This is a genomic window from Aurantiacibacter xanthus, assembly GCF_003584015.1.
Taxonomy (GTDB): Bacteria; Pseudomonadota; Alphaproteobacteria; order Sphingomonadales; family Sphingomonadaceae; genus Alteraurantiacibacter; species Alteraurantiacibacter xanthus.
This window is the reverse complement of record NZ_QXFM01000006.1, coordinates 38,496-64,488: the sequence shown is the minus strand read 5'-3', so window position 1 is coordinate 64,488 and position 25,993 is coordinate 38,496. Positions and strand designations below refer to the sequence as shown.

General features: G+C 65.5%; 24 protein-coding genes. 18 read left to right on the top strand and 6 right to left on the bottom strand.

What is annotated here, in order from left to right; all coding sequences use genetic code 11:
• Positions 1-20: 20 nt before the first annotated feature.
• The 4 genes from D2V17_RS21985 to D2V17_RS01055 all read left to right on the top strand — a co-directional run bounded on the left by D2V17_RS21985 (position 21) and on the right by D2V17_RS01055 (position 5,635).
• The gene (locus tag D2V17_RS21985) at positions 21-167 is read left to right on the top strand and encodes a c-type cytochrome (protein ID WP_220474042.1); all 147 of its coding nucleotides are present in this window, start codon (positions 21-23) and stop codon (positions 165-167) included.
• A 202-nt stretch (positions 168-369) separates the two neighbouring features.
• On the top strand, positions 370-2,997 hold the full coding sequence (locus tag D2V17_RS01065) for a TonB-dependent receptor (RefSeq protein WP_119591299.1): 2,628 nt from the start codon (positions 370-372) through the stop codon (positions 2,995-2,997).
• A gap of 73 nt (positions 2,998-3,070) precedes the next feature.
• Positions 3,071-4,054, top strand: coding sequence for a 5'/3'-nucleotidase SurE (locus D2V17_RS01060; protein WP_119591298.1), 984 nt, complete (start codon positions 3,071-3,073; stop codon positions 4,052-4,054).
• A gap of 177 nt (positions 4,055-4,231) precedes the next feature.
• Entirely contained in the window at positions 4,232-5,635 is a 1,404-nt protein-coding gene (locus D2V17_RS01055; RefSeq protein ID WP_119591297.1) for an aldehyde dehydrogenase, read from the top strand.
• Positions 5,636-5,686: 51 nt separating this feature from the next.
• Here the strand turns inward: D2V17_RS01055 and D2V17_RS01050 are convergent, their stop codons facing one another.
• Positions 5,687-6,706, bottom strand: a complete 1,020-nt coding sequence (locus D2V17_RS01050; RefSeq protein ID WP_191229010.1) for a chemotaxis protein CheB — start codon at positions 6,704-6,706, stop codon at positions 5,687-5,689.
• Between the two features lie 199 nt (positions 6,707-6,905).
• Here D2V17_RS01050 and D2V17_RS21120 point away from each other — a divergent pair, with 199 nt between their 5' ends.
• From D2V17_RS21120 to D2V17_RS01005, 10 genes are all read left to right on the top strand, one after another.
• On the top strand, positions 6,906-7,061 hold the full coding sequence (locus tag D2V17_RS21120; protein ID WP_191229009.1) for a hypothetical protein: 156 nt from the start codon (positions 6,906-6,908) through the stop codon (positions 7,059-7,061).
• Between the two features lie 19 nt (positions 7,062-7,080).
• On the top strand, positions 7,081-7,344 hold the full coding sequence (locus D2V17_RS01045; protein ID WP_119591295.1) for an STAS domain-containing protein: 264 nt from the start codon (positions 7,081-7,083) through the stop codon (positions 7,342-7,344).
• The gene (locus tag D2V17_RS01040; RefSeq protein WP_119591294.1) at positions 7,341-9,464 is read left to right on the top strand and encodes a chemotaxis protein CheA; all 2,124 of its coding nucleotides are present in this window, start codon (positions 7,341-7,343) and stop codon (positions 9,462-9,464) included. The genes D2V17_RS01045 and D2V17_RS01040 overlap by 4 nt, the downstream gene beginning before the upstream one ends.
• A gap of 2 nt (positions 9,465-9,466) precedes the next feature.
• The gene (locus D2V17_RS01035) at positions 9,467-10,342 is read left to right on the top strand and encodes a CheR family methyltransferase (protein ID WP_191229008.1); all 876 of its coding nucleotides are present in this window, start codon (positions 9,467-9,469) and stop codon (positions 10,340-10,342) included.
• Positions 10,342-11,415 carry a protein-glutamate methylesterase/protein-glutamine glutaminase gene (locus tag D2V17_RS01030; RefSeq protein ID WP_119591293.1) on the top strand — a complete coding sequence of 358 codons (1,074 nt, stop codon included), beginning with the start codon at positions 10,342-10,344 and terminating at the stop codon, positions 11,413-11,415. Before D2V17_RS01035 ends, D2V17_RS01030 begins: the two co-directional genes overlap by 1 nt.
• Before the next feature lie 2 nt (positions 11,416-11,417).
• On the top strand, positions 11,418-11,969 hold the full coding sequence (locus D2V17_RS01025) for a chemotaxis protein CheD (protein ID WP_119591292.1): 552 nt from the start codon (positions 11,418-11,420) through the stop codon (positions 11,967-11,969).
• A gap of 14 nt (positions 11,970-11,983) precedes the next feature.
• The gene (locus D2V17_RS01020; RefSeq protein WP_119591291.1) at positions 11,984-12,352 is read left to right on the top strand and encodes a response regulator; all 369 of its coding nucleotides are present in this window, start codon (positions 11,984-11,986) and stop codon (positions 12,350-12,352) included.
• 23 nt (positions 12,353-12,375) lie between these two features.
• Positions 12,376-12,816 (top strand): chemotaxis protein CheW, encoded by a 441-nt coding sequence (locus D2V17_RS01015; protein WP_119591290.1) that lies wholly within the window; start codon positions 12,376-12,378, stop codon positions 12,814-12,816.
• The gene (locus D2V17_RS01010; protein ID WP_119591289.1) at positions 12,813-13,121 is read left to right on the top strand and encodes a hypothetical protein; all 309 of its coding nucleotides are present in this window, start codon (positions 12,813-12,815) and stop codon (positions 13,119-13,121) included. The genes D2V17_RS01015 and D2V17_RS01010 overlap by 4 nt, the downstream gene beginning before the upstream one ends.
• Before the next feature lie 79 nt (positions 13,122-13,200).
• Positions 13,201-14,784 (top strand): GMC family oxidoreductase, encoded by a 1,584-nt coding sequence (locus D2V17_RS01005; protein ID WP_119591288.1) that lies wholly within the window; start codon positions 13,201-13,203, stop codon positions 14,782-14,784.
• Here D2V17_RS01005 and D2V17_RS01000 read toward each other — a convergent pair.
• The 4 genes from D2V17_RS01000 to D2V17_RS00985 form a co-directional block, all read right to left on the bottom strand.
• Positions 14,771-15,289, bottom strand: a complete 519-nt coding sequence (locus tag D2V17_RS01000) for a MarR family winged helix-turn-helix transcriptional regulator (protein WP_119591287.1) — start codon at positions 15,287-15,289, stop codon at positions 14,771-14,773. The genes D2V17_RS01005 and D2V17_RS01000 overlap by 14 nt on opposite strands.
• A 262-nt stretch (positions 15,290-15,551) precedes the next feature.
• Positions 15,552-15,995 (bottom strand): MarR family winged helix-turn-helix transcriptional regulator, encoded by a 444-nt coding sequence (locus D2V17_RS00995; protein ID WP_119591286.1) that lies wholly within the window; start codon positions 15,993-15,995, stop codon positions 15,552-15,554.
• 88 nt (positions 15,996-16,083) lie between these two features.
• Positions 16,084-17,328, bottom strand: a complete 1,245-nt coding sequence (locus D2V17_RS00990; RefSeq protein WP_119591285.1) for an acyltransferase family protein — start codon at positions 17,326-17,328, stop codon at positions 16,084-16,086.
• Positions 17,329-17,363: 35 nt separating this feature from the next.
• Positions 17,364-18,173, bottom strand: a complete 810-nt coding sequence (locus tag D2V17_RS00985; RefSeq protein WP_119591284.1) for a class I mannose-6-phosphate isomerase — start codon at positions 18,171-18,173, stop codon at positions 17,364-17,366.
• Between the two features lie 276 nt (positions 18,174-18,449).
• On the opposite strand from D2V17_RS00985, the gene D2V17_RS00980 reads away from it, so the two are divergent.
• Positions 18,450-19,265: a sulfite exporter TauE/SafE family protein gene (locus D2V17_RS00980; RefSeq protein WP_425453602.1), complete on the top strand. Its 816-nt coding sequence runs from the start codon at positions 18,450-18,452 to the stop codon at positions 19,263-19,265.
• 46 nt (positions 19,266-19,311) lie between these two features.
• Complete coding sequence (locus D2V17_RS00975) at positions 19,312-20,439, top strand: pyridoxal phosphate-dependent aminotransferase (RefSeq protein ID WP_119591282.1); 1,128 nt, start codon at positions 19,312-19,314, stop codon at positions 20,437-20,439.
• Positions 20,440-20,536: 97 nt separating this feature from the next.
• On the opposite strand, the gene D2V17_RS00970 is transcribed toward D2V17_RS00975, so the two are convergent.
• Entirely contained in the window at positions 20,537-22,627 is a 2,091-nt protein-coding gene (locus tag D2V17_RS00970) for a TonB-dependent receptor (RefSeq protein WP_119591281.1), read from the bottom strand.
• A gap of 102 nt (positions 22,628-22,729) precedes the next feature.
• On the opposite strand from D2V17_RS00970, the gene D2V17_RS00965 reads away from it, so the two are divergent.
• Together D2V17_RS00965 and ftsH are read left to right on the top strand one after the other, a co-directional pair.
• Entirely contained in the window at positions 22,730-23,938 is a 1,209-nt protein-coding gene (locus D2V17_RS00965) for a helix-turn-helix domain-containing protein (protein WP_119591280.1), read from the top strand.
• 84 nt (positions 23,939-24,022) lie between these two features.
• Positions 24,023-25,972 carry an ATP-dependent zinc metalloprotease FtsH gene (gene ftsH, locus D2V17_RS00960; protein ID WP_119591279.1) on the top strand — a complete coding sequence of 650 codons (1,950 nt, stop codon included), beginning with the start codon at positions 24,023-24,025 and terminating at the stop codon, positions 25,970-25,972.
• Positions 25,973-25,993 lie beyond the last annotated feature (21 nt).

Genomic DNA, 25,993 nt, shown 5'->3' with positions numbered 1-25,993 from the left:
CGCGGCCCGCTGCGCTTGAACTGCGCGGCGATCTGCCCGCGCCGGTGCTGCGCCTGTTCGTCCGGCGCGGGGTGGGCGCAATGCCGCCGTTCCGCAAAAGCGAGCTGACCGATGCCCAGATCGACGAACTGGCCGCCTATCTCGCTGCGACGGCGGCAGCGAACTGATCCGAGCGAAGTATAATTATGATGACAGCCGGATGACAAAAACCGGCCTTTGTTGCGGTTCCAATACGTGACCGAAATCACACGCACGAAGATGAAGTTCTGCCAGCAATACCGCAGTGCAACAATCGGCGGAGTGTCGTCATAAAAGGTGCACATCCCGACCCTAGCGGCGCGCTGATAATCAGCAACAAGGGGTCTCTTCGTGCACAACGTCCATCTGTTCACCCGCGCCGCACTGCTTGCCAGCGTCGCCGCTGTCACAGGCTTTGCTGCGCCCGCCATCGCACAGGACGCCGCTCTCTCCACTGATGACGTCATCATCGTCACCGGCTCGATCCGCCAGTCGCAGCAGGCTTCAATCGCGGAAAAGCGTCAGGCGCCGAACCTCGCCGATATCGCTGCCGCAGATTCTGTCGGTCGTTTCCCCGACCAGAACTCGGCCGCGGCGCTGTCGCGCCTGCCAGCCGTTGCGGTGCAGCGTGACCAGGGGCAGGAGCGCTACATTCAGGTGCGCGGCGCTCCCAACCGCTGGACCTCGGTCAGCATCGACGGGATCCCCCTTACCGGCGTCGATGAAGGCGGTGACAGCCGGGCCTTCCGCTTCGACGCCGTGCCTGCCGTGGCGCTCTCGCGGATGGTGGTCAACAAGTCGCTGACCGCCGACCAGCAGGCCGACGCCATCGTCGCCACCATCGACCTGCAAACCTATTCGCCGATGGATCGTCGGGGGCTCCAGGTGTCGGGCGATCTCGGCTATGGCTGGATGGGTCTGGGCGACGGCGAACAGCGCCAGGGTTCGATCCGCGCCGGCTGGGCCAACGACACGATCGGCGTGATGGCCGGTGCCTCGCACTATCGCCGCGATCAGCTGACCGACAACCGCGAAGTCGGCCTCTATGACAGCCTCGGTCCGACCGAGTTCGACATCCGCCAGTACAAGCTGGAGCGTTGGAGCAACTCCTATTTCGGCGGCATCGAGATCGACCCGAGCGACGACCTGCGCCTCTGGGTCAAGGGCATCTACACCGAATTCAACGACGACGAGCAGCGCAACCAGTACGAGTTGCGCCTCGACAGGGCCGCCGCGGGCACGCGCGGCTTTTCGTCAGGCGAGCTTTACGGCGTGCCGCTGCGCGGCAGCTTCAACTACGGTGAATACCGCAATGAAAACTACATCGGCACTTTCGGCGCTGACTATGAAGCGCTGGGCGGCTTCTCGGCCTCGCTGCGGCTGAACTACACCAAGACCAAGAACGATACCTACCTGCCGCTGGTCCAGTCGAGCACGAGCGGGTTCGCCTCGCCCTCGATCACCTACGATGCGAGCGATCCGCGCTTCCCGATCGTGACGCTTTACGGCACCATTGACAGTGCCACGCCGGGCAATCCGCCGGTCTATGTGCGGGGGCCGGAGCTGCTCAATTCGCCGCAGAACCAGCTCAGCGTCGCCGGTGCCTATATGATCGACGCCCGGCAGGCGACCGATGTCGATGCCTATACCGGACGGCTGGATCTGGCGCAGGAATTCGACAGCGGGCTCACCCTCAAGGGCGGGCTCTACTATGTCGACCGGCAGATCGACGGCAATAACTTCTCGTTTGCGAACATCGCCGCGCTTGGGGCTCTGGGCGGGCGCGTGGGGCAGCCGTTCGACGTCAATTCCTATGTCACCAACGTGCCGTGGGACACGCGCTTCCCGCTCGGCTTCACACTCAACTACGTCGACAACGAAGCCATGCGCGCCGATATCGACAGCCTGCTGGTCAAGCTTGAGGATGCCGGTCTGTTCGACCCGGCCAAGAGCATCCCCGCTTCCGACCGTTATGCCCAGGCCGAGAAGATCTACGCAGGCTATGTGTCCGGCGAATACGAGATGGACGCGCTGACGATCATCGCCGGCCTGCGCGTCGAGCACTACAAGATGGAAAACTCGGGCACGGTCATCACCTCGGTTCAGACCCCGATCACCGTCGATCAGAGCTACACCGACTTCTTCCCTTCGGTGAACCTGCGTTATGAAGCCACCAACAACCTGGTGCTGCGTCTGGCTGGTCAGCGCGGCATCTCGCGCCCGGCCTACGGTGCGATCCGGGTTGGCGCTTCGATCAACGACACGGCTTCTCCGGGGACGATCAGCGGCGGCAACCCCGGCCTGCGTCCCGAATATACCTGGGGCGTCGATGCCAGCGCCGAATACTACCTTCCGACCAACGGCATCGTGTCGGTTACCGGGTTCTATCGCTGGGTCGACAACGTGTTCTTCTCGGGCGCCGAGATCCTGACCGGCGACACCTACGATTTTGGCGGTGTCGACCGCACTGGCTACCTGCTTTCCGGCACGTTCAACGGCAAGAACGGCAAGCTCTATGGCGTCGAACTGAACGCGCAGAACCAGTTCGACTTCCTGCCCTCGCCGCTCGACGGCCTGGGTGTGCAGGGCAACGTCACCTTCCTTGGCGGCACCTTCGATGCACCGGCCACCGCCACGCAGCCGGCGCAGAGCGGCCTGCCGTTCCAGGGCCTTTCGGATACCATCGCCAACGCCTCGGTGTTCTATGAGAAGTACGGCTTCTCGGCGCGTGTCAGCTATCAGTGGCGCTCGGACTGGGAGGATACGCTCGGCGGCCTTGGCGCAGGCGAATCGCGTAAGGGCTACGAGAACCTCGACGTCTCGCTGCGCTACTCGGTGAACGACTATCTGACGCTGTTCGCCGATCTCGCGAACCTCACGGACGAATATTACATCGCCTACACCGGCGGTCAGGACAAGCCGAGCGAGGTCGAACAGATCGGTTCGCGCTACCTGTTCGGCGTGCGCTTCGACTTCTGAGCAGCCTTCCACGTTCTGGCGGCCCCGTTGCGTGCGGGGCCGCCATCGGCCCCATTCCATCCGGAGATTTCCTATGCGCCTTGCTTCGCTTCTTGCCGCCGCCGCCCTCGTCGCGGCACCCGCTGCCGCCGAGGCACGCACCATAGTCGTCTCGAATGACGACGGCCTCACCAGCAACGTGGTGGCTCTCTACCATGCGCTGAAAGAGGCCGGGCACGACGTGATCGTCTCGGTGCCGTGCCGCAACCAGAGCGGGCAGGGTGCGGCCTTGCGTATCGGCACTCCGCTCACGCCGCTCGCCGAGCCGTGCCTCAACGATGCGGCCAAGGCGGGCGACCCTGCCGCCGGGCCGATGGCCCGCGCCGATCTGCCCGCGGGCGATTTCTTCTATGTCGACGGCACGCCGATCATGGCGCTGCTCTATGGTCTCGACGTGGCGGGCAAGGCGCGCTGGGGCGGCGCGCCCGATCTGGTGCTGTCGGGACCGAACGAGGGGCAGAACGTCGGCTCGATCGCGATTTCCTCGGGCACGGTGAGCAACGCGCAGTTCGCCGCGCTACGCGGCCTGCCTGCCATTGCGCTGTCGGCTGGGAGCAACACCGAGGACGGCGACCTCGCCAACCCGATCTCGCCCGAAGTGGCGCAGCTGTCGGTCGAACTGATCGCCGCGCTGGAGGAGAAGGCTGGCGACGGCCCGCTGCTGCCGCAGGGCATCGCGCTGAACGTGAACTTCCCCGACCAGCCCGCAGGTGCCGCCTGGCGCGCGACCCGAATGGGCACTTACAACACCTATGCCATCGGTTTTGTCGCCAATATGGCCGAAGATGCATCGCCCACCATGCGCGCCATGGCCGAAGCGCACGGCGCGCAACTGCCGGCTTTGCCGGGGCTGAGCTTCGCCATCACCGCCGACGCGCCCGCGCCGGGGCAGGAGAATGACGAGGCCTATGTCTACCGCACCGCCATCGCGGTCAGCCCGATGCAGGCCGGTTATGCTGGCAGCGCTGCGGCGGAGGCCGTGGTGGCTTGGCAGATCGATGATCTGACCGCCGACTAGGGCCACATGCTGCGGGAGAGGTGCCTGGCCGCTTTGGCGCCGGGCAAAGTGTGTGATCCGGCTTGGCTCTGGCAGTTGTTATAGCTAATAACATTATGACGGGCGCAAAACGGCGCGCCGCACCAAACTGCCGCGGGCGCAACACAAGCGATTGTGCCCGCAAACCGGAGGAATGCCATGTCCAAATTCGAACGCCTCAACCCCATGACCGGCGCTGCCGCCTCTTCGGCGGAAGCCATGAAAGCGGGCGACATTCCCGCGATTGCCGCCAAGGCGCAGGCCGGGTTCGTTGAATGGTCGCAGCAGGGGCCGAACGCGCGCCGTGCGGTGCTCAACAAGGCTGCCGATGCGCTGATGGCGAAGAAGGACGAGTTCGTCGCCGCGATGATGGGCGAAATCGGCGCGACCGCCGGCTGGGCCATGTTCAACCTCGGCCTTGCCGCCAGCATGATCCGCGAGGCAGGCGCCATCACCACGCAGATTTCGGGCGAGGTCATCCCGTCCGACTATCCGGGCAAGCTGTGCATGGCCCTGCGCGAGCCGGTGGGCGTGATCCTCGGCATTGCGCCGTGGAACGCGCCGATCATTCTCGGCGTGCGCGCCATCGCCGTGCCGCTCGCCTGCGGCAATGCGGTGATCCTCAAGGCCAGCGAAAGCTGCCCGCGCACCCATGCGCTCATCATCGAGGCCTTTGCCGAGGCCGGCTTCCCCGAGGGCGTGGTCAATGTCGTCACCAATGCGCCCGAGGATGCCGCCGAGGTCGTCGGCGCGCTGATCGACGCGCCCGAAGTGCGGCGCATCAACTTCACCGGCTCGACCGCCGTCGGCAAGATCATCGCCAAGCGCGCCGCCGAGCATCTGAAGCCCTGCCTGCTCGAACTGGGCGGCAAGGCGCCGATGGTGATCCTTGCCGATGCCGATCTCGATGAAGCGGTGAAGGCCGCGGCCTTCGGGGCCTACATGAACCAGGGCCAGATCTGCATGAGCACCGAGCGGATCATCGTCGAAGAGGCCGTGGCCGACGAATTCGCCGCGAAGTTCAAGGCCAAGGTGGAATCGATGCCGGTCGGCGACCCGACCGAGGGCACCACGCCGCTCGGCGCGGTGGTCGATGTGAAGACGGTGAACCACTGCGAGAGCCTGATCGACGACGCGCTGGCCCACGGGGCCGAGCTGCTGACCGGCGGCGAGACCACGCACAATGTGCTGATGCCCGCGCACCTCGTCGACAAGGTGACGCCCGAGATGAAGCTGTTCCGCGACGAGAGCTTCGGCCCGGTGGTCGGCATGATCCGCGCGCGTGACGAGGCGCATGCCATCGAGCTGGCCAACGACACGCAGTATGGCCTCAGCTCGGCGATCTTCACGCAGGACGTCGCCAAGGGCCTGCGTCTGGCCAAGCAGATCCAGGCGGGCATCTGCCACATCAACTCCTCGACCGTGTCGGACGAGGCGCAGATGCCGTTCGGCGGGGTCAAGCAGTCGGGCTATGGCCGGTTCGGCGGCAAGGCCGGGATCGACAGCTTCACCGAGCTGCGCTGGGTGACCGTCTCGACCGAGGGCGGCCACTACCCGATCTGATCGTAATGCCCGGCCGCCGGTGGGTTCCACCGGCGGCCGGCACTTTGTGCATCAGGCGGCCTTGCGGCCCTTGGCGGTGGCATTCAGCAGCCAGCCCGGAATGTCGCTGGCGGAAACCGCATCGAACTTGTCGAGCAGACCCGCAGCCGCACTGTTGGTGCCCGATTGCAGGAACACCTGTGCGCCGGTCTTGCCGAGCGCCATCAGGCCCTTGGCGCCATCGTCGCTTTCCTTTTCCAGCATCCCGCCCAGCACGGGCACACCCGCCCGCGCGGCGCTGGCGAACATCAGATCCGCCGAAGGGCGGAAGCCGCCAACCGGATCGCGGTCGACCAGCTTGATCAGCAGTGCGAAGTCGTCTTCCACGGCGACGTGCTTGCTCTTGTCATAGGCCAGGTAGACCGTGCCGGGCATGATCATTGCGCCATCTTCGGCGGTTTCGATCTTGCACGCGACCGAGGGGCGCAGCCGGTCCACCGCACGTTCGACCGCATCTTCCTCGGCATCGAGCAGGATCAGCGTGGGCGGGCAGTTGGCGGGCATGGCCGCGATTACCGAACGCACCGTTTCGATGCTTTCTGCCCCGGCGGCGAGGAGCACGAGCCGCCCGTCATTGTCGTAGTCACCCCCGGCGGAGGCACCGCCGAGCGAGGCCTTATGTGCATCCATGTCGGTGTTGGCGGCCTTCTGGACGATCGTGCCGAGCTTGGCGACGGTCTTCTTGAACTCTTCGGGCGAGGTGTGGAGCGGCTTGGGGAAGCAGTCGACGGCGCCCAGTGCGAGCGCCTTCGCCGCGGTGCCCGAACCGTCCTGCGCCACGCTCGAAAGCATGACCACCGCGATCGGGTTTTCCTCCATCAGCTCGGCGAGGAACTCCATCCCGGTCATGCCGGGCATCTCCACGTCGAGCGTGAGGACATTGGGGCGACAATCGGGAATCTTGTCACGCGCTTCGGCTGCGCTCGATGCGGTGCCGACGACTTCGACGCCCTTGGCCTGATCGAGAATGTCGCAGAACAGCGCGCGCATGGCGGCTGAGTCATCGACGACGAGTACTCGGGCTGGCTTCATGATCTCAATCCTGTTCGTTGTGTATTGCAAGCGTGCGAGCGCGAGGCGCGACACCGGTGCCATCCGTTTAGGTTTGCGCGAGCGAACAAAGCCCAAGCGCTGGCTAGGTGTTCGCCCATAGGAAACAGGATCGAAGGGATAAGCGCCTTCGCTGTAGTTCCCTCCCACCAGATCAGGAACTTGCCGCAGGAGGGGGGAATTGCAGGACGCCATGGCAATTGCAGAGAAAAGCATGGTTTCCGGGGCCTCGACCCCCGGCTGTTTCGCGATTCCGGCAGCGCCCCTTCGCCAAGTGGAAACCCGGCATGCGCGCAGCGCCGCGACGGGGCTTTCCACGCCCGGCATCAAGCTCTGATAGACAGGAGAATACCTTAGTGGCTGTCATCGAATTGCCGCGGCTGTGCGATCGCGCCGCCGCTCTCGCCCTGAAAGGCGATCTGGCCGACACCACCGGCAGCGAGGCCCTGCCGGTCGATGCGGGCAGCGTCGAGCGCATGAGCATGGCGATGTTGCAGGTGCTGCTGGCGGCCCATCGTAACGAACCCGGTATCGTGCTCACCGCGCGCTCGCCCGAATTCGACCGCGCACTGGCGATCTCGGGCCTTACCGAAACCTTCAACACCGGAGCCGCCGCATGAACGGCATCGACATTCAGGCCATCTTCTTCGACGAGTGCGAGGAATCGCTGCAGGCCGCCGAGGCCGGGCTCGATGCGTGCAAGGCCGGCACCCAGGACAGCGAGACGATCAACGCGATTTTCCGCGCGGTCCACTCGATCAAGGGCGGGGCCGGGGCGTTCGGCTACGAGGCGCTGGCCTCCTATACCCATGTGTTCGAGAACCTGCTGGGCGATGTGCGCGAAGGCACGGTGCCGGTAACGAGCGATCTGGTCGACATGCTGCTGCTGGCGCTCGATAGCCTGCGCGATCATGTCGAGGCGGTTCGCGGCGGCACTGCTGCGCCCGACGATGCGGCGATCAAGGCGCGGCTGGCCGAAGCGCACGAGAACGTGGGCAAGGGCGGCGATACGGTTGCCGCAGCGCCTGCGCCCGCTGCGGCCCCTGCTGCGGTGGATATGGACGATCTCGATGCACTGCTCGACGATCTGCTCGGCCCCGATCCCGCTCCTGCCGCGAGCGAAGCTCGCGCCGAGGACAGCGCCGGGCAGGCCGAAGACTGGGCGCTTTACGTCTGCCCGCAGGCGGGGGCGATGGACAATGGTTCCGAGCCGCTGCTGTGGCTGCGCGAGCTGGTCGAACTGGGCGGCGCCTGCGTCAAGTGCGACGAATCGGTGCTGCCGCAGATCGACGAGCTGGACCCGAACGAAGGCTATCTTGCCTGGACCTTCACCATGCCCGGCTCGGTCGAGCGCGAGAAGGTTGCCGATATCTTCGATTTCGTGGGCGAGCAGTGCCTCGTGCTCTACGGTGCGGAGGCGCTGAACCCACCCGCCCGCGCGCGCAGGGTTGCGGCCCCGGAGGCGAAGGCTCCGCCCGCCGCCACTGCCGCCACGGCCACGGTCAGCACAAAACCCGCTGCCGCCGCTCCGACGCCGGCGCCTGCTGCACCTGCCGCGCAGTCGATTCGTATCGATTTGGGCAAGCTCGACCAGCTGATCGACGGCGTGGGCGAACTGGTGATTGCGCAGGCGATGCTGGCACAGCGTCTCAGCAACGAAGGCCTCGCCCATTTCGAGGAGCTGGCCATGCTCGAAGGGCTGGTGCGCGACATTCAGGAACGCGCGATGGCCTTCCGCGCCCAGCCGATCAGCTCGGTGTTCAGCCGTGTGCCGCGCCTGCTGCGCGAACTGGCGACTTCCACTGGCAAGCACGTGAAGCTCGTGGTCGCGGGGGAGACGACCGAACTCGACAAGACCGTGATCGAGCGCCTGAGCGAGCCGCTCACTCACCTCATCCGCAATGCGGTCGACCATGGCATCGAATCGCCTGAGGACCGGCGGGCTGCGGGGAAGGATGCCGAAGGCACGCTCACCCTCTCGGCCGAGCAGAGGGCCGGGCGCATCGTGATCCGCATCGGCGACGACGGCGCCGGCATCAACCGCGAGAAGGTGCTGGCCAAGGCAATCGAAAAGGGCATCGTCGACCCCGAACTGCACAACCTCAGCGACGAGGAAATCGACAACCTCATCTTCGCCCCCGGCTTCTCGACCGCAGCGCAGGTTTCGAGCATTTCCGGGCGCGGTGTCGGCATGGACGTGGTGCGCCAGAATGTGAAGGAACTGGGCGGCCGCATCACCATCGAATCGCGGCCCGGACAGGGCACCGACTTCGTCCTCGCCCTGCCGCTGACGCTGGCCATCTCCGACGGCATGATCGTGCAGGTCGGCGACCAGTCGCTGGTGATCCCGCTCACCCACGTGGTGGAAAGCCTCAGCCCGACCGAAACCGAGATCAAGGGCATGGGCCGCAACATCCGTATGCTCAACGTGCGCGGGCAGTTCCTGCCGATTGTGCCGCTGCGCCAGCTTACCGGCGGAACCAGCCCCGAAGAGGGCCTGGAGCAGGGCGTGCTGGTGGTGGTGGAGACCGAGCGCTGCGGTCAGGCCGCGCTGCTGGTCGATGCGATCATCGATCAGCGCCAGTTCGTCATCAAGAGCCTCGACACGCACTATCGTTCGGTCGACGGCGTGGCCGGGGCCACCATTCTCGGCAACGGCCGGGTGGCGCTGATCGTCGATGTTGACCGGCTGGTGCTCGACCTGTCGAAGCGCCCCCACGCCGCGGCAGAGGCGGCCTGAGCGTGACCGTTACTGCCCCTGTCAGAACCGGCGAGGCACTGGTGCCGGGCATCAGTCCGCAGGTCTATGGGCTGGCCGATTTCCAGCGGATTTCGGCTCAGGTCCACGCGCAGGCCGGGATCGTGCTGTCGGACAAGAAGCGGATGCTGGTCTATTCGCGGCTCGCTCCGCTGCTGCGACGGACCAACAGCCAGAGCTTCGGCGAGTTTCTCGATCAGGTCGAACACGATCCGGCGCTGGCGACGCGGATGATTGAGGCGCTGACCACCAACCACACCTATTTCAACCGCGAATCGCATCACTACGATCACTTTGCCCACACCTTGCGGCCCGAACTGCTGCATCGGCTGAACCAGAGCGAGCCGGTGCGGATCTGGTCGGCAGGCTGTTCGAGCGGTGAGGAAATCTGGACGCTGATGATGGTGCTGCTCGGGCCGTCGCAGCAGGAAGGCAAGCGGATCGCCAGGCAGGACATCGTCGCGCTGGCGAGCGACCTTGCCAGCCACGCGGTCAACGCCGGAATGGCAGCGACTTACGAGGCCGCTGCGCTCGAAGCCGTGCCCGAAGCCTTGCGCAAGGCCTGGACCACCACCGAGGGCGGGAAGGTCACAATCGGCCCGGAACCGCGCAGTCTGGTGCGGTTCCGCCAGCTCAACCTCTTGGGGCCCTGGCCCATCAAGGGCGCTTTCGACGTGATCTTCTGCCGCAACGTGATGATCTATTTCGACACCCCGACGAAGGAAAAGCTGGTCTGGCGCTTTGCCGAGCAGCTCAGGCCGGGCGGCTATCTCTACATCGGGCATTCCGAACGCGTATCGGGGCAGGCTGAAGAGCTGCTCGAACTGGTCGGACCCACAGTCTATCGCAGGAGGGCCTGATGGCTATCAGGGTTCTGATCGTCGACGATTCCGCGCTGATGCGCAAGTTGTTGCAGGCCCGGCTGGGCCGTGAAGAAGATATCGAGGTGGTTGGCCTTGCCTGCGATGCGCAGGAAGCGCGCAGTCTGATCAAGGCGCTCAATCCCGATGTGGTGACGCTCGATATCGAGATGCCGGGGATGGACGGGCTGTCGTTCCTCGAAAAGATCATGCAGCTGCGCCCGACCCCGGTGATCATCGTGTCGGGCACTACCCGCGAAGGCGATCGCAACACCGTGCGGGCGCTGCAACTGGGCGCGATCAGCTGCTATGCCAAGGCCGATCACCATAGCGGCGGGCCGGGCGACGACGGCGGGCAACTGGCCGACCTCGTGCGCGAGGCCGCGCAGGTGTCGTTCCGCAAACCCGCTGCGATTGCCCCGTCCACTGCCCCGTCCAATGCCCCGTCTGTCACGCCCGCTGCGGCGCGCCGCGAACCGCCTCGGCTGGTCGCGCTCGGTGCCTCGACTGGCGGGGTCGAGGCGCTGTGCAAGCTGCTGGCGCAATTCCCGCGCAATTGTCCGCCGACGGTGATCGTGCAGCACGTCAACGCCCGCTTTGCTCCCGCCATCGCGCAGTCGCTCGACGCGGCGTGCCCGGCGCGCGTGGTGCTCGCTGAAACCGATATGCGGCTGGAGCAGGGCACGGTCTATCTCGCCCCCGGCGGCGACCGCCATATGCTGGTGGCGACGGCGGGCACGCTCGGCCATCGGGTGGTGCTGCGGCAGGGGCCCGAGGTGTCGGGGCACAGGCCCAGCGTCGATGTGCTGTTCGGCTCGGTCGCCGAGGTGTTCGGAGCCGAGGCGGTGGGCGCGCTGCTCACCGGCATGGGGCAGGACGGTGCGCGCGGCCTGCTGAAGATGCACCGGAAGGGTGCCCACACCATCGCGCAGGATGCCGAAAGCTGCGTCGTCTACGGGATGCCGCGCGCGGCGGTCGAGCTGGGCGCGGTGAGCAAGGTACTCCCGCTGGAACATATCACCGGCAACATCTTCGCGCCCGGTGAACTGGCGCGCGAGGCCATGGCATCGTGAGCATGCTGTCAGCCAGTGTCGCCAGTGCAGGGCTGGAGCGCGTGACCGTCATGCAGGGCGAGGCCCATGCCAGCGCCGATCCGAAGGTGGAGCTGTCCACCGTGCTCGGCAGCTGTGTGGCGACCTGCCTCTACGATCCGGTGGCGCGGATCGGGGGGATGAACCACTTTCTGCTGGCCGAGCCGCCCAGCACCCGGTCGCGCGAGACCTTCGACGAGCACTATGGCCTGTTTCTTATGGAATTGCTCGTAAACAAGATGCTCGGCCTCGGGGCGTTCAAGTCGCGGCTGAAAGCGCGGATCTATGGTGGGGCAAATCTGAACCCGGCGATGAGCCCGATCGGCACCGCCAATGGGGCCTTTGCCCACAAGTTCCTGCAAAACGAGGGTATTCCCGTCGCTTTCGAGGATCTGGGGGGGCGCGCGGCGCGGCGCATCCACTTCATGCCTGCCAGCGGGATGGTCCGCTGCCGCACCGCACCGATTGAATCTGCACCTATGGATAAACCGCTAGTCCGACCGCAATCGGCCAGTGGTGATGTTGAACTATTCTAAAGCCGAGGAACGACATGAGACCGACACGCATCCTGACCGTAGACGACAGCGCCAGCATGCGCGCGCTGCTGCTGCACGCGCTGACCACACAGGGCTTCGAGGTGGAGCAGGCCGAAGATGGCCAGCAAGCCTTCGAATGGCTGGCCACCAACGAGGTCGACGTGGTCATCACCGATATCAACATGCCGCGTCTCGATGGGTTCGGCCTGATCGAACAGCTGCGTGAAACGGCCCGCCACGCGGATCGTCCGATCCTCGTCCTCACCACCGAAAGCTCCGACGAGAAGAAGCGCCGCGCGCGCGACGCCGGGGCGACGGGCTGGATCGTCAAGCCGTTCGACGCGGAAAAGCTCGCCACCGCCGTGCGCCGCGTGGCGCACTGAGCGAACAGGGAAAGGGAAGCACCATGCTTGCTGAAATGATCACCTTCGAGATTTCGGGTCAGCTGTTCGGCATCGACATCATGTCGATCCGCGAGATCCGCGCCTGGTCGCCCGTGACCGTTCTGCCGGGGGTGCCGCGCTATGTCTCGGGGGTGGTGAACCTGCGTGGAGCGGTGCTACCGGTGCTCGATCTGTCGGTCCGCCTCGGCTGGCAGAGCACCGATGCGACCCCGCGCAACCCGATCATCGTGGTCGAGCACGAGGGCCAGTCGCGCGGACTGATCGTCCATGCGGTGAACGACATCGTCTCGATCGACACCGACACCATCCAGCAGCCCGAAGCGGCTGCGAACGATGGCATCACCAGCTTCATCGCCGGCCTCGCGCCGATGGGCGAGGAGATGGTCATGGTGCTCGACCTCAAGAGCCTGATGGCCGACGACCGGCTGGAAATGGCCGCATGAGCCAAACCTCGCAAGCCTCCCTGCGTCTGCTCGGCGGGGTGGCGGAGATACTTGAGGAACTGGCGGGTGAAGTCGAATGCCTCGGCGAGAGCCTCTGCGCCGACCCCGATGTTATCGTGCGGCATATGGACCAGTTGCAGGGGATCGACCTTATCGCCCAGACCGCCCGCCAGCTGGCGATGCTGGTAGGGTCGGACAATCCTGCTGCCGCGCTGGGCGATGTGCGGCTTGAGGCGCTGCGCCGCCGGCTCCACGATCTGGTGCTGCCGGGCAACAGCGGGGAAATGGTCGCGCTCGAAGGCTGAGGTCGCGGCACCCTATTCTCACGATCGTTACAATGCGCTAGGTCTGCCGGTGTGAGAGGCTGAACGGGCGGCAGGACAGGTGGAACAGTTCGACTATATCATCGTGGGCGCGGGCAGTGCGGGCTGTGTGCTGGCCAACCGGCTGAGCGCCGATCCGGCCTGCCGGGTGGCGCTGATCGAAGCGGGCGGCGACACGCGCGACCTGCTCATCGAAAGCCCGCTCACCTGGATGCAGGCGGCGGCTGATCCGCGTTTTGGCTGGGGTTTCGAGGCCGAGCCCGATCCCGGTCTCGATGGCCGCACCCAACCGATCCCGCGCGGGCGAGTGATGGGGGGCTGCTCTTCGATCAACGGCACGATGTATATCCGCGGCGCCGCCGCCGACTACGACCAGTGGCGCGATGCGGGCAATCCCGGTTGGGGCTATGACGAGCTTTTGCCGCTGTTCAAACGCTCGGAGGCGAACTGGCGCGGGGCGAGCGCGATCCACGGCGACGAGGGCCAGATGGCGGTCTCGCCGATGCGGCCCGATCCCACGCTGACACCCGCCTTCCTCGGCGCGGCGCGTGAGTTGGGATTGGGTGAGTGCCCCGATTTCAACGTGCCCGCGCCCGAGGGCTTCGGCATGCCCGATTGCACGATCCGCAAGGGCCGCCGCGCGAGTACGGTGCGCGCCTTTATCGACCCGGTGGCGGGACGTGCGAACCTTAGTGTGATCTCGGGCTGTCCGGCGCAGCGGGTGGTGATCGAACAAGGCCGCGTGACCGGGCTGGAGGTCATGCGCGGCGGGGAGGCCGTCCGCATCGGTGCGCGGCGCGAGGTGATCCTCAGCGCGGGGGCTTTCGGCAGTCCGCAATTGCTGATGCTGTCAGGGATCGGTCCAGCGGCTGCCTTGCAGGCGCAGGGCATTGCCGTGGCGCTGGATCTGCCGGGGGTGGGGCAGAACCTGCAGGATCACCCGATTGCGATGGCGCTGTACAAGGCCTCGGTCGATATCGACTTCAACCGCCAGATCCGGCTCGACCGGCTGGTGCTCAACTACCTGAAGTGGGAACTCGGCGGCAGTGGCCAGCTCAGCCAGAGCCCGATGTCGGTGCAGGGGTTCGTGCGCTCGGGCGCGGATCAGGCGCGGCCCGATATCCAGTTCCAGATCGTCCATTCGGGTTATGATGCGCGGCCATGGTTCCCGCTGTGGCGCAAGGCTCCGACACCGATGTTCAGCTGCGGCGCGATCCTGCTTGACCCTGAGAGCCGGGGCGAGGTTACGCTGGCGAGCGGTGATCCGGCGGCGCTGCCTAAAGTGCAGTTCAATTTCATGACCGCCGAGGGCGACCGCGAGCGGCTGCTGCGCGGCTTCCGCTTTATCCGCCGCTTCTTCGCCACCGAGGCGGCGCGCAAGGTCGCGGCGTTCGAACTGGCGCCGGGCCCCGATGCCGAAAGCGACGAGGCGATTGCAGGCTGGCTCAAAAGCTCGCTGATCAGCGCGGGCCATCCGGTCGGCACCTGCGCGATGGGCTCGGTGGTCGACAGCGAATTGCGGGTGAAGGGCGTTTCGGGCCTGCGCGTGGCCGATGCCTCGATCATGCCCACCATCATTCGCGGCAACACCCATGCCCCCGCCGTGGTGATCGCGGAGAAAGCGGCCGAGCTTATTGCGGGCTGACGGGCTCGTCTGCGGGTTCGTCGCTGTAGGGCATATCGAGCCGCCCGATCATGCTTTCGAGCACGAGCGTCATCTCGTCGATCTGGTCGGCGTCCATGCCTTCGAGCATATGCCCGCGCACGCGGTCGTAGATGGTGAAGATCCGCTCCACCGTGTCCACGCCTGCCGGCGTCAGCGACAACAGGTTGACGCGGCGGTCGCGCGCGTCGGGGGTGCGTTCGACCAGCCCTTCCTTGCTCAGGATATCGACCATGCGCGTGACCGTGGCCCCCTCGATTCGCAGCCGCCGGGCGACGTCGCTCTGCGACTTGTCGCCCTGCATGTTGAGGATCGCGGCGAGCGTTTCCATCCGCGCCGCGCTCTGGCCGATCTTGCGCAGTTCCTCGTCGAGCTTGTTGCGGAAGCCGCGCACCAGCAGGACGAAATCGATCATCATGCGGATCTCGCGGGTGGTGCCCCCCTGCTTGTAGACCTCGAACGATGTGCTGGATTGGCGATGCGGCACTGATAATCCTCGAACTGACCGGCAAGGCTGGAACGGGCTGCCGTTAGCGCGGGCTGCCGAGCCCAGGCGCTTACCCGCCACCCGGCGTCCCCGCAAGAGCAGGCCTTGACGGGTCTGGTAGCAATAACCGTCAGATAGATGAAATGCTAATAGTTATTTGGAATAGTCATATGACAGGAAGCGCTGGCTGGTCGGGCCAGGCCCGATCGGCTGAGCATAGCTCGTCCGGCTGTCGTCTGCGGCCATTGCTGCACCGATTCGGTCAGCTTTCGCCGAGCGCCTTGAGCACGCGGTCGATCAGGCCGATCAGCTGGTCCAGCTCTTTCGCGCTCAGCTCTTCGCGGATCGGTGCCTCGATCTGCGATACCACCTTGAACATCTCCGCCACGGTCTTTTCGCCCTTGTCGGTGAGGACGAGCATGTTGCGGCGGCGGTCGGTGGTCGAGCGATCGCGCCGGACCAGCCCGTGCCGCTCGAGATCGTCAACCAGACTGACGAGGCCGGGCCCGGTGATGCCCGCCTTGTCCGCCAGCTCTTTCTGCGAGCTGCCCGGATTCTGGGCGATCAGCGACATGATCGTGAGCGACCCCGTCGGCAGCCCGAAAGGGTCCGAAGCGGCGATGGATCGCGCGTTCAGATTGTTGCGCAGCAGCCGGACCCGTGGGCCGACCGAGTTCGAGAGTAGTCCCCAGTCCAGATCACTCACTCCGTTTGACTCCTGACATGAACCAACCGTTCCACGGCGAAATGTATTTTGCAACTAGTGAAATTAACAATAATGGGAGCAGGTGGTTTCAGCCTAGGCGCGGCGGCGTTGCCGGAGCCACGCAATCCTCGCTCTCCAGCTCGCTGCGGAACCGGCGGGAGAGCACGAAGGCGCGAGGCTGTGCGGGGCTCGCGGGGCCGCCGTTGAACAGCAGGCTCAGCCATGCCGAACGTCGTACTGCCTCGAACATCAGTACAGCACCAGCCAGAGTCGCGCCAGCGATGGCCAGCATTTCGAGTTCTGCCGGCCAGTGCACCTGACGGAAGGCGACGCCGAGCGGGAGCAGGAACACCTCGTGGAACAGGTAGATCACCAGCGAGGCGGCGACGAAATAGCGCACCACCGCGTGCCCCTGCGCGAAGACCTTGCCGACATAATAGTAGAACAGGGCCGAGACGAATACGCCCGACAGCGCCGTAACTGAAAAGGCCAGCGGCCGCATGACCGTGTGCGGGATCTCGGTAAAGGAGAGGAAGTCGCGCAGGGTCAGCGCGAAGATGCAATAGGTCAGCAGCAGCAAGGCTCCCACGATCCTGACGAGAAGGCCGGGGCGGAACACGATCTGCGCGAGGCGGCGGTCCCCAAAGGCGAGCGCGCCGATCAGGAAATAGGGCGCGAACATCACGATCCGCTGGAGGTTCACTCGCGTCTCTCCGCGCGGAAGCAGTGCCGCCAGCTCGGCGGTGAGAAACTGGGAGGCGATTGGCACCACCACCAGCAGCAACGGCAGCTGCGCAGGACCGAGCCAGCGCCACGCCGCGCGCAACCGCGAGGCAACGGCAGGAGCCGCGTGCAGGGCCGCGCTCATCACGCAAAAGGCGAAAAGCACGATCAGGAACCAGCGATGGTTGACCCAGCGCCCCGGAAACTGGTCGAGCGTCCAGCGGAGCGCCGCCGCCGGTTCGAGGCCCGCGCTTGCGCCCATCCAGAAGACCTCCCAGCCGCCGAGCAGCAGCAGCGAGGTGGCAAAGGGCACGAGCAGGCGTTTGACCCGGCTCGACAGCCATTGTCCGGCAGGCCGCCGCGCCAGCAGCATGGCGGCAAAGAACCCCGCGAGTATGAAGAAGCCGGGCATCCGAAACGAATGGACCAGCGCCGAAATCAGGCTGGCGAGGAACGAGGGCTGATGCGCGTCGACCAGCCAGCCGCCTTTCATGCTGTACATGGCGGCGGTGTGGAACGGAATCCCGAGCAGCAGCATGATCGCACGCGCGCTATCGAGCCCGTGGAAACGCTCGCGGGGCGAAGAAGGCGAAGCATGTTGCATGGGCATCGGTTGGTTCTGGTGACCTCGCTTGCCGCGCAGCGTCAGCCCGGCATCGGCTGTGCGATCAGGCAGGTGCCTGCCTCGGCAAACTGCACCGCGTCGATTTCTTCGGCCAGCGCGCACTGGCCGGGGCTGACCGTCTCGCCGTCGACCACCACCGAACCTTCGCGCGGGATCACCAGCAGCGGCCCGCGATAGCGCGCGGAAATCGCCGCATCGGGTCCGCCAGCGAGCTGGTCAAGCCGGAAGAGCGGACCGTCGACGAGGTTCACATCCGAATCGTGCCCGACATAGGTGCTGTTTGCAGCAAGATCGTAGGGCTCGCCGCAGGCCACCTGCGCGGCCTCTTCCAGATGCAGTGCGCGCGGCCGGTCATAGTCGTAAAGGCGATAGGTGATGTCCGAATTCCGCTGAATCTCGATGATCGTGCAGCCCGGCCCGATCGCGTGGACGGTGCTGGCGGGGATGTAGAAGAAGTCGCCCGCCTTTACCTGGTACCAGGTCATCAGGTCGACGATACTGCCATCCTCGGCGGCGGCGCGCATGGCTTCGCTATCGAGCGGTGCATCGAATCCGATCCCCAGCGTCGCCCCCGGTTCGGCATCGACCACCAGCCAGCACTCTTCCTTGCCCTGCTTGCCGAGCCCCATGGCCTGCGTCTGCTCATCGGACGGATGGCACTGCACCGAGAGCTTTTCCGAAGTGAAGATATATTTCACCAGCAGCTGATCGAGCGCGGCGGGCGGCTCGAACCAGACCTCACCGATCCGCTGCCCATCCGGCGCCGAGAACGGCGCGGGTAAATGTTCGCGGCCCCAGACTTTCTCGATCATGCGGATTGGGAGGATCATTGGGGTGTTTCTCCTTCGGTTGCCCCGGCGGCGCGGACCGGGCCGGCTGGCCCGCTTCGGTGCTGCTATGCGCAAGAAAGCGCAAGCGATGCAATGGTCCGGTCACGAGCGAGGTTTGAAATCGCCCGTCTGGCGGCGACTCTAACGTCTCGTTCCGGTGGAAATTCATGATATCCTTCTATCTAAGATGTAAATACGGCAAAATGATTCGAATAACATTGAATTATTCACTTTCTTTTCCGGTTTTGTGATTGGAATGATATAGTCGCATCCGTGATCCTCTCCGCCGACCTCCTTCTGCCAGTTCTCGCCCTGCTCGCAGCGGGAGCGGGAGCGGGCTTCGCCGGTGGGTTGTTCGGGATCGGCGGGGGCTTCGTCGTGGTCCCGGCGCTGGTGCTGATCCTCCCTCTGCTTGGCGGACGGCCCGACCAGATGACCCATGTCGCGGTGGGCACCTCGCTGGCGACCATCATCTTCACCTCACTGCGCGCTGTGAAGAGCCATGCCGCACGCGGTGCAGTCGATGTCGAGGTGCTCAGGACCTGGGCCCCGTGGGTCGTGGCTGGAACAGGGCTGGGGGCGCTGATCGCGGGGCGGGTTACTTCGGAAACGCTGGCGGTGATCTTCGCGGTGGGGGTGTTTTCCTTCGCTATCTATTTCCTCGCGCCGAAGATCCGCGCCAGCGCGATGATGCTCGCGATGCCGCAGGGAGCGGCGCGGGCGGGGCTCGCCGGGTCGCTGGGGCTTGTTTCCGCGCTGCTCGGGATCGGCGGGGGCACGATCACCACCGTGGTGATGAGCGTGTGCGGCAACGGCATTCACCGCGCCATCGGCACCGCCTCGGGCATGGGCGCGATCATCGCCATTCCCGGCACCATCGGCTTCATGATTATCGGCTGGGGTGAGCCGGGGCTGCCGTGGGGCTCGGTCGGCTATGTCAACTGGGCCGCCGCCGCCGTGGTGATCGTCACCTCGGTGCTGTGCGCGCCGCTGGGCGTCGCCATGGCGCACAAGCTGAGCGAGGGGCTGCTGCGGCGGGTCTTCGGCATCTACCTGATTTTCGTGGGCGTAACGATGATAACACACGCCTGAATGTCCGCAGGAGGCGAGGAGTAAACGCGCTAACAGGAGACAGACCATGCACGCATCACGCCGAGGATTTCTGGCCGGATCGGCCGCGCTGACGGGGCTCGCGGGGGCGACCTCGGCTCAGGCCGTTCTGCCGGTGAGCGCGGCCGGAGTGGTCAGCCATTTCGGACCCAAGCCCGAGGTGGCGCTGCTCGCCCGCAACGAAAACCCCTATGGCCCCGCGCCGAGTGCGCTGGCGGCGATCACCGAGACCGGGGTGAAGGGGTGTTATTACGCCGACGGAGGCGTCTCCTACCTCACCGCCATGATCGCCGAGCGCCACGGGGTGAGCCCGAAGCAGGTCGTGCTGGGCAGTGGTTCGACCGAGCTGCTTTGTGCTATTGCACTGGCATGGGGCGGCGAGGGCAAGATCCTGTGCCCCGGCCTGTTCTGGGATACGACGGTGCAGTATGGCGAGAAGAAGGGGGCCACGGCAACCCGCATCGCGCTGACGCCCGACATGCAGGTCGATCTGGCCGGAATGGGGGCCGCCTTCGGTGAGAGCGTATCGCTGGTGCAGATCTGCAACCCCAACAACCCCACCGGCATGGTCGTGCCGCAACCCGAGCTGCGCGCGCTGGCGGCGCAGGTCACGCCCCATGCCACGCTGCTGATCGACGAGGCCTACAACGAGCTGACCGACGACCCCGCAGGCAACTCGGTGATCGATCTCGTGCGTGAGGGGCATGACGTGATTGTCTGCCGCACCTTCTCGAAGATCTACGGCATGGCCGGGATGCGCGTGGGTTATGCCATCACCAGCGAAGCCAATGCCGAGCGCATTTCCGGCTATCTGATGAGCTTCGGCGGCAATGTCTCGGGGCTTTCCGCCGCCATTGCCAGCTATGACGATCAGGGCTTCCTCGATCGCAGCAAGGCCATGATCCTCGAAGGCCGCGAGATGATCCTCGATGCCGTCGCCGCGGCGGGGCTGACCGCCTTGCCAAGCCAGACCAACTTCGTTTTCGTCGAGGTGCCCGATGCGGAAAAGGTGCGCGCCGCCATGGCCGCGCGCGGCATCCTGATCCGCGGTGCCTACGGCCAGTGGACGCAATATTCGCGCGTCAGCACCGGGTTGCTGCCCGATGTGCAGCGCTATGCCGCAGCCTTGCCCGAGGTGATCGGCAGCCTCTCGTGAGGAAAAAGAAGCCCGCCCGTCCTGGGGGGGATGAGGACGGGCGGGCATTGGTTGGAGAAGCTCCCACCGCAATCGGGAGCTTCACCCGGGGACTGAATCAAAACCGCTTGGTAACACCCACGCGCAGCTGGCGCGGCTCCACGATGCGGCTGTTGCGACCGAGCACGCCTTCCGCCGGTTCGCCGGGGAAACGCGTCTCGTAGTAATAGTCGATGTCGTCGTCGTCTGAATCGAGCGCATTAAGCAGCTCGGCATAGACTTCGAAGCCTGCCAGATTGCGCGGGGTCCAGGCGGTGCGCAGGTTCAGCAGCAGCGTCGATGCGCCGCGCTGGCTATTGTCCTCGATCAGCGCGTGCGGGCCGAGATAGCGCAGCCGCGCGGCGGCGTTGAACTCGGGGAAGATCGCCGAGACGCCCAGTTCGCCCGAGCTTTCGAGCGCGCCGGGCACATAGTTCTCGCCCTCGGGCAGGCCGACGATACGGGCATGGCTGCCGGTCCACACCGCATCAAGCGCCAGCCAATTGACGGGCTTGTAGAAAGCGGTCAGCTCATAGCCGCGCCGCTCGCTCGGGTCGGAGGGTTCGACCGCACCCGCATCGCCGACGTAGATCAGCTCGCTCTCGATGCTCGACCACCAGTAGACGCCCGAGAAGATCAGCCCGCCGCGTTCGAAGCGCAGGCCCACCTCCTCGAAATCACCCTCGACGAGGCCTGGGGCCGGGTCGGTCGGAGCGGTGACGCCGCGCGCGTCGTTCGAATGGAAGCCCTCGCCGTAGTTGGCGAAGAGGGCGATGCCGGGCACCACCTCGTAGTTCGCGCCGAACTTCACGCCGAAAGCCTCGTCCGACACGTCTCCGCTCCAGCTCGCCGCGCCTTCGAGCGCCTTGGTGCGAAAGTTGTAGAAGTCCTGCCGCAGGCCGCCGATGAGCATCAGGCCATCGACGGGGCGGGCGATGGCTTCGGCGTAGAACCCCGCCGACTTTTCATCGACCGCGAAGGCCCCAACGGTGAATTCCTTCTCACCCGCGATGGTCTCGTCGAGCCCCACGCGCGAGATGTCGTCGTAGCGCCCCTCGGCCCCGACGCGGAGCGAGAGCCAGTCCGACAGCTGCGCGGTGTGTTCGATCCGCCCGCCATAGGTCCACAGCGCATCGTACTGGCGCAGCTGGTCGCCGTTGACCGGGTCTTCGAGGAAATAGGTGAAGTTCGACAGCAGGCTCCAGTTGTAGTGCTGGACATAGCCGGTGATCTTCCAGCTGTCGGACTGGTAGTTGGCGGTGAGGATCTGCCGCTCGGTGAAGCCGGTGAGGCTGTCTTCGAGGCTGCAGAAACGGTCTTCGCACAGCGGCGTGCCAATCAGCCGCTCGGGCAGTTGCTCGGTCGGGTTCCAGCTTGCGTCATAGAGGTTGAGCGAGAGCTTGAACTCGCCATCGCCAAGCGGGCGCGAATATTTGATCAGGCCCGACACGCCGGTGAAGTCTTCCGGCAGTTCCCATGGCCCGTCGTTGAGCTTGACCTGTCCGACCATCAGCAGGTCGCCGCCCGCCAGCGGCACTGAGCCGCCCGCGACGAAACGGCGGTATCCGTAGGACCCGACTTCGGCGGTGGCGAAGGGCTGCAACCGGTCGTGGGTGGTGATCATCGTCGTGCCGACGAAGCTGAAGTCGCCGGTGTCGGCGCGGTAGGGGCCCTTGCGATAGTCGACCCGCCGGACGGTTTCGGGGATCAGGCCGTTGACGTCGAGATAGCCCTGACCGTGGCCGTGGGTCCGGAAGTTCATCGGCATATCGTCGATATAGACCGACAGGTCGGTGCCATGATCGAGGTTGAACCCGCGCAGGAAGAACTGGTTGGCCTTGCCCCCGCCCGAGTGCTGGGTGGCGATCAGGCCCGGGGTCGCCTCCAGCAGTTCGCCGGGGCGCAGAAACGGGCGCACTTCGATGTCCGCCCCGGCCACCCCGCCTTCGCTGGCCGCGCCTGCCGTGCCGATGCGCCTTTCGCCGCGCCCGTAGACATAGATGATGTCGCCGGTCGTGGTGTCGCGCACGACGTTGCCCTCGTTGGCCTCGACGTCGCGGGTGGGTCGCTCGTCGTCGCTGGCGAAAGCCACAACGGGCACGCCCAGTGCGATCAGCGATGCGCTGGCGGCAAGCGCCTTGATGCTGGTGGAAATGCCCTCTCTCCTCATGCAGCATGACTTGCCGTGAGGCTCTTGCTGCCACCAGCCCTATTACGGTAATCGGCTCGTAACAGGTGCGTTACAGCACCCAATCTGGACGAGGAACGGGCTATGACCGACCCCATGTCGGACTGTAACGGGGGTTACAAGCAGGAGGTCGAGCGCCTGCGTGAAGCAGGTGTTGCGGGACGTAACGGACGCCTGCGCGACCTGTTCGACTACCTCGCCGAGCGCGGCCCGGAGGCCGAATCAGCCAGCCAGGCGGATATCGCCGTGGCGGTGTTCGGCGAGGCCCAGAACGATGCCGATGACGCGACAGTGCGCGTCTATGTCCATCGCCTGCGCAAAAAAATTGACGATTATTATGCGCGGCATGAGCCTTCGTCCGATGAGATGCGGCTGGAGATTCCCTCCGGCATTTACGGGTTGCGTCCGATTCACCGGGCCGGGGCTGCCAATCCCTCCGAGGAGACAGCCGCGCCTCCGCTGTCTCGTCGACTGCTGATTCTGGCTCTGGTGGCGCTGGTGGTGCTGTGCGCGGGCGCTTTCGGGCTGGGGCGGTCGCTGGAGCGGCCGGGCGCGGCCAATGTCTTGTGGCAGCCCCTGCTGCAATCGGAGCGACCGGTGCTCCTCGTGCTCGGCGACTATTATCTGTTCGGTGAAATCGACCCGCTCGCGCCCGAAGAGGGCCGCCTGATCCGCGATTTCCGCGTCAACAGTTCGGAAGATCTGCTCCGCCTGCAGGAGGCCGAACCGAAACGCTACGCGATGGCGGAGGACTTTGGCCTCAATTACCTGCCGTTCTCCAGCTCTTATGCGCTGACCTCGGTTTCGCCGTTGCTGGTGGGCAATGGCAAGAGCGCGAATGTCATCGCCGCCTCCGAACTGATGCCCGAAATGCTCAGCCGGTTCGATATTGTCTATGTCGGTTTGCTGAGCGGGCTGGGGTCGCTCGAACAGCAGGTGTTCGCTGGCTCGGGCTTCCGCCTTGGCGAGACTTACGACGAACTGATCGACCGCGATTCGCGACAAATCTACGCCACCGACGAGGCTCGCCGTATCGCCGCGCCGGTGTTTTACCGCGACTATGCCTATCTCGCGCGCTTCACCGCGCCGGGCGGAGCGAAGGTGATGGTCGTGGCCAGCGAGCGCGAAACCGGCCTGCGTGCGCTGGGGCCGATTGTCGCCAAGGCCACGTTGCCCGACGAGGTGGCGAAGGTGGCCGGGGGCGATGCCCCGTTCGAGGCGCTGTGGCAGGTGACGGGGCAGCAAGGCGCGGACCTGTCCGACCGGCTGATCCTCGCCCGCACGCGGCGTTGAGCCCGCCTGTCGCATGTGGCGGCAGGTTATCTTGCGATTCCCCCGCGCGCGCCTACATTGGCCCCCGAAAGGACTCCTAAGCACATGAGTGACAATCGCGAGCCCGAAGGCGGTGGCGGCAACCCCTGGATGAAGAGCCTCATGATCTGGGGCGGCATCTTCGTTGCCCTGCTGCTGGTCATCTCGATGTTCTCCGGCCCGCGTGAAGCAGGCGGGGCGCCGATCCTCTATTCCGACTTCAAGCAGAAGGTCGCCGAGGGCAGCGTGAAGAGCGTCGAAATCTCGCCCGATCTGATCGTCGGGCAGATGAAGAATGACGAGCGCTTCTCCACTGTTCCGGTGCAGGGCGATGTCGACCTGACCAGCCAGCTCGAGCGGGCCGGTGTGCAGTTCACCGGCGCCGCGCCCGAGCAGATGAATATCCTGTGGGTGATCCTCGTGCAGGCGCTGCCGTTCCTGCTGATCCTCGGCGTGGCGTTCTTCGCGCTGCGGCAGGTGCAGAAGGGCGGCGGTTCGGGCGCGATGGGCTTTGGCAAGTCCAAGGCCAAGCTGCTGACCGAAAAGCAGGGCCGCGTGACCTTTGACGATGTCGCCGGCATCGACGAGGCGCGCGAGGAATTGCAGGAAATCGTCGAGTTTCTGAAAGACCCCTCGCGTTTCTCCAAGCTGGGTGGACAGATTCCGAAGGGCGCGCTGCTGGTCGGCTCGCCGGGTACCGGTAAGACGCTGCTGGCCCGCGCCATCGCGGGCGAGGCGCGCGTGCCGTTCTTCACCATCTCGGGTTCGGACTTCGTCGAGATGTTCGTCGGCGTCGGCGCGAGCCGGGTGCGCGACATGTTCGAGCAGGCCAAGAAGAACGCGCCGTGCATCGTCTTCATCGACGAAATCGACGCCGTCGGCCGCCATCGCGGCAACGGCATCGGCAACTCGAATGACGAACGCGAGCAGACGCTGAACCAGCTCCTGGTCGAGATGGACGGCTTCGAGGCCAACGAAGGCATCATCATCATCGCCGCCACCAACCGGCCCGACGTGCTGGACCCGGCGCTGCTGCGCCCCGGCCGCTTCGACCGTCAGGTGGTGGTGCCGATCCCCGATATCGACGGGCGCGAGAAGATCCTCTCGGTGCACATGAAGAAGGTGCCGCTGGCGCCCGACGTCAACGCGCGCACCATCGCGCGCGGCACCCCCGGCTTCTCGGGCGCGGATCTGGCCAACCTCGTCAACGAGGCGGCGCTGCTGGCAGCGCGGCGCAACAAGCGTCTGGTCGCGATGCAGGAGTTCGAGGACGCCAAGGACAAGGTCATGATGGGCACCGAAAGGAAGTCCATGGTCATGACCGAGGACGAGAAGAAGATGACCGCCTATCACGAGGCGGGCCACGCGCTCGTCTCGCTGAACGAGCCGGCGTCGGACCCGATCCACAAGGCCACGATCATCCCGCGCGGCCGGGCGCTGGGCATGGTGATGCGCCTGCCCGAGCGCGACAACTATTCGTACCACCGCGACAAGATGCATGCGAACCTCGCCGTTGCGATGGGCGGGCGCGTGGCCGAGGAGATCATTTTCGGGCACGACAAGGTCAGCTCGGGCGCCTCGGGCGACATCCAGTATGCGACCGATCTGGCGCGCAACATGGTCACCAAGTGGGGCATGAGCGACAAGCTCGGCCCGCTCCAGTACGAGGCGAGCCAGGAAGGCTATCTCGGCATGGGGCAGACCACGCGCACCATGGCGGGCTCGGAAACCAACAAGCTGATCGACGCCGAGATCAAGGATCTGGTCGAAGGCGGGCTCAAGCGCGCGACCGAGGTGCTGACCGAACAAGAGGACAAGCTCCACCTGCTGGCCCAGGCCCTGCTCGAATACGAGACGCTGAGCGGCGAGGAGATCAACCGGCTGATGGAAGACGGTAAGATCGACCGCCCCGACCAGCCCACCGGCCCGGCTATCCTGCCGCCGTCGCATGGGTCTTCGGTGCCCAAGGCAGGCAAGCGCTTCGGCGGCTCGGGCGAGGCGCCGCAGGGGGCCTGAGCAGGCGCAAATCCGTTCAGC

What these genes read in the sequence shown, in the direction of transcription:
- D2V17_RS01060 (WP_119591298.1), top strand. Translation starts at nt 3,071, where the DNA reads ATGCGCCTTGCTTCGCTTCTTGCCGCCGCCGCCCTCGTCGCGGCACCC.
- D2V17_RS01055 (WP_119591297.1), top strand. Translation starts at nt 4,232, where the DNA reads ATGTCCAAATTCGAACGCCTCAACCCCATGACCGGCGCTGCCGCCTCT.
- D2V17_RS01050 (WP_191229010.1), bottom strand. Translation starts at nt 6,706, where the DNA reads ATGAAGCCAGCCCGAGTACTCGTCGTCGATGACTCAGCCGCCATGCGC.
- D2V17_RS01040 (WP_119591294.1), top strand. Translation starts at nt 7,341, where the DNA reads ATGAACGGCATCGACATTCAGGCCATCTTCTTCGACGAGTGCGAGGAA.
- D2V17_RS01030 (WP_119591293.1), top strand. Translation starts at nt 10,342, where the DNA reads ATGGCTATCAGGGTTCTGATCGTCGACGATTCCGCGCTGATGCGCAAG.
- D2V17_RS01025 (WP_119591292.1), top strand. Translation starts at nt 11,418, where the DNA reads ATGCTGTCAGCCAGTGTCGCCAGTGCAGGGCTGGAGCGCGTGACCGTC.
- D2V17_RS01020 (WP_119591291.1), top strand. Translation starts at nt 11,984, where the DNA reads ATGAGACCGACACGCATCCTGACCGTAGACGACAGCGCCAGCATGCGC.
- D2V17_RS01015 (WP_119591290.1), top strand. Translation starts at nt 12,376, where the DNA reads ATGCTTGCTGAAATGATCACCTTCGAGATTTCGGGTCAGCTGTTCGGC.
- D2V17_RS01010 (WP_119591289.1), top strand. Translation starts at nt 12,813, where the DNA reads ATGAGCCAAACCTCGCAAGCCTCCCTGCGTCTGCTCGGCGGGGTGGCG.
- D2V17_RS00990 (WP_119591285.1), bottom strand. Translation starts at nt 17,328, where the DNA reads ATGCCCATGCAACATGCTTCGCCTTCTTCGCCCCGCGAGCGTTTCCAC.
- D2V17_RS00985 (WP_119591284.1), bottom strand. Translation starts at nt 18,173, where the DNA reads ATGATCCTCCCAATCCGCATGATCGAGAAAGTCTGGGGCCGCGAACAT.
- D2V17_RS00975 (WP_119591282.1), top strand. Translation starts at nt 19,312, where the DNA reads ATGCACGCATCACGCCGAGGATTTCTGGCCGGATCGGCCGCGCTGACG.
- D2V17_RS00970 (WP_119591281.1), bottom strand. Translation starts at nt 22,627, where the DNA reads ATGAGGAGAGAGGGCATTTCCACCAGCATCAAGGCGCTTGCCGCCAGC.
- D2V17_RS00965 (WP_119591280.1), top strand. Translation starts at nt 22,730, where the DNA reads ATGACCGACCCCATGTCGGACTGTAACGGGGGTTACAAGCAGGAGGTC.
- ftsH (WP_119591279.1), top strand. Translation starts at nt 24,023, where the DNA reads ATGAGTGACAATCGCGAGCCCGAAGGCGGTGGCGGCAACCCCTGGATG.